This is a genomic window from Mesorhizobium sp. M7D.F.Ca.US.004.03.1.1 (assembly GCF_003998635.1).
GTDB lineage: Bacteria > Pseudomonadota > Alphaproteobacteria > Rhizobiales > Rhizobiaceae > Mesorhizobium > Mesorhizobium loti.
In genome coordinates this window covers 1-1,865 of record NZ_RZQG01001067.1, presented here as the reverse complement: position 1 = coordinate 1,865, position 1,865 = coordinate 1, and the positions used below count along the sequence as shown (strand labels likewise).

The 1,865-nt window shown below is 57.6% G+C and carries 2 protein-coding genes; both read right to left on the bottom strand.

Translation table 11 applies throughout. From position 1 onward, the window contains the following. On the bottom strand, positions 1–410 hold a 410-nt coding region (locus EN935_RS33915), incomplete at its 3' end, for a ferredoxin reductase (protein WP_206534637.1). Positions 411–421: 11 nt separating this feature from the next. Beyond that, complete coding sequence (locus EN935_RS33910) at positions 422–1,798, bottom strand: amidohydrolase family protein (protein ID WP_164771602.1); 1,377 nt, start codon at positions 1,796–1,798, stop codon at positions 422–424. Positions 1,799–1,865 lie beyond the last annotated feature (67 nt).

Genomic DNA, 1,865 nt, shown 5'->3' with positions numbered 1-1,865 from the left:
ATGCCACCGGCAATGAGAACCGAGAAAGGCGCTTGTTCAAAGAGAGCGAACGTATTGCTCGGCTTTGCGACCTGAATCAGCTGACCGACGCGCAGTGTTTCGCACATGAAGGCAGAGCCGCCGCGGCTGTTGGCATCGCGAGCAACTCCGATCGCGTAACGACGCCGCTCGTCTTGTGAATTGGTCAGCGAATAGCTGCGCTGGATTCCGTTCGGCAACACCACATCGATATGCGCACCTGCTGTAAACGGCGGGAGCGTACCGCCAAAGGGATCGCGCAGATCGAATGAATAGATGCCATCCGCTTCGTAGGTGATGGAGAAGACCCGCAGAGTCAGCAACCGACGTGGTTCATTGGCATCTGATGAAGGAATGGAGGAGGCGTGGTCCTGGCGTACTGTCATCGTCATAGTCGATGCCTCTACCGGCCGTTGAGGACATACCAGGGATTAGCCTCCGGCAATGTCCAATCCAGGTAGAAATCCTTCACATGCGGGAATATGTCGTTCGAGAAAGATGCCCGCAGCTCTTCGGTCTCCGTGCGAGGCCGCTCCAAGTCAGCTTTGATCTTGGCGAATGTCTCCGCACGGTCGACAAATGCAAACTTGCCATCGCGATAGACGACGTTGCCGTCGATCATGGTCAGCTTCACGTGTTCCGCCTTCGCACGGTAGACAAGCGCATCGACCGGCGCCCGCCCCGGTTCGAAGTAGGGTTCAGTAATCCTGGCATAGTCGAGCACAACCAGATCGGCGCGCTTGCCAACTTCGATGGTCCCAATCACGTCGCCAAAGCCGGTGGCTCGGGCGCCATGTTCGGTGGCCATTTTGAATATCTCTGCGGGAGTGACTGTCTTTTCGTAAAGTCCCGGCTTGGCATGGATATGCTTGATCAGGCGCATCTCCTGAAGCATATCGCGGTCGTCATTGAGACCCGCCTCGTCGATCCCCATGGCAACCGGAATACCGCGCTTTAGAAATTCCAGGACCGGTGCGATACCGCTGCGCAGCCTGAGGTTGGAACTTGCGTTGTGGCAGACGCAAACACCATGCCTTGCAACGATATCGAGATCACTTTCGCAGATCCAGGTTCCGTGACCTACCGTCAAATGAGGGCCAAGAATGCCAATATCCTCCAGATGCGCCAGCGAAGACTTGCCGAACCGTCTCTGCGAGAATTCCTTTTGATACGGAGTTTCGGAAAGATGCAGGTGAATGCCGATGCCATGCCTTTCAGCCCAGTCGCGCGTCAACGTAAGCAACCTGTCACTTGCCCGCTCAAGGTTGATCGGCGCCAGCCAGATGCGCACAAGCGGATGCTTGCCGTAGGTCTCAAGCATCGGCCTTAGATAGAGTGTCTCGTAATCCTCGAGTTCGAAATGCGAGCGTGTCAGGAACGCGCTGGCGCGTTCTCGCAGACCGTCCGGAAGGCTGGCGACAAAATCATCATCGGGGCCATAAACCAGCCGATGCTGGTCGCGGTTGCAGAAGGCGAAACTTACGCGCATGCCAATATCTAGATAGGCGTTGACGATAGCTGAGCCGTTGCTCGGCCAATCCGTCACCGGTGCCGGCTTCATGCCGCCAAGATGCTGGACGGCGGTGACGCCCGACGCGATCAGCTCGAAGGCAGAATAAAGCGTGTCGAGATAAGGGGGGACGACCTTGTGCCGGATCTGATGGGTCAGCCACAGTTCAAGTGGAAGATCCGGGCTGCCCAGTTGAACAGGGGTCAGCCCGATGTGATGATGGCTGTTGACGAGCCCAGGGATAACGAGGTCGCCGGCTCCGCCGACCACGTCGACGTTTGGGTAGCGCGCCGCGAGTTCCTCGAAACGGCCGATCGCCTCGATGCGCCCGTTGCGC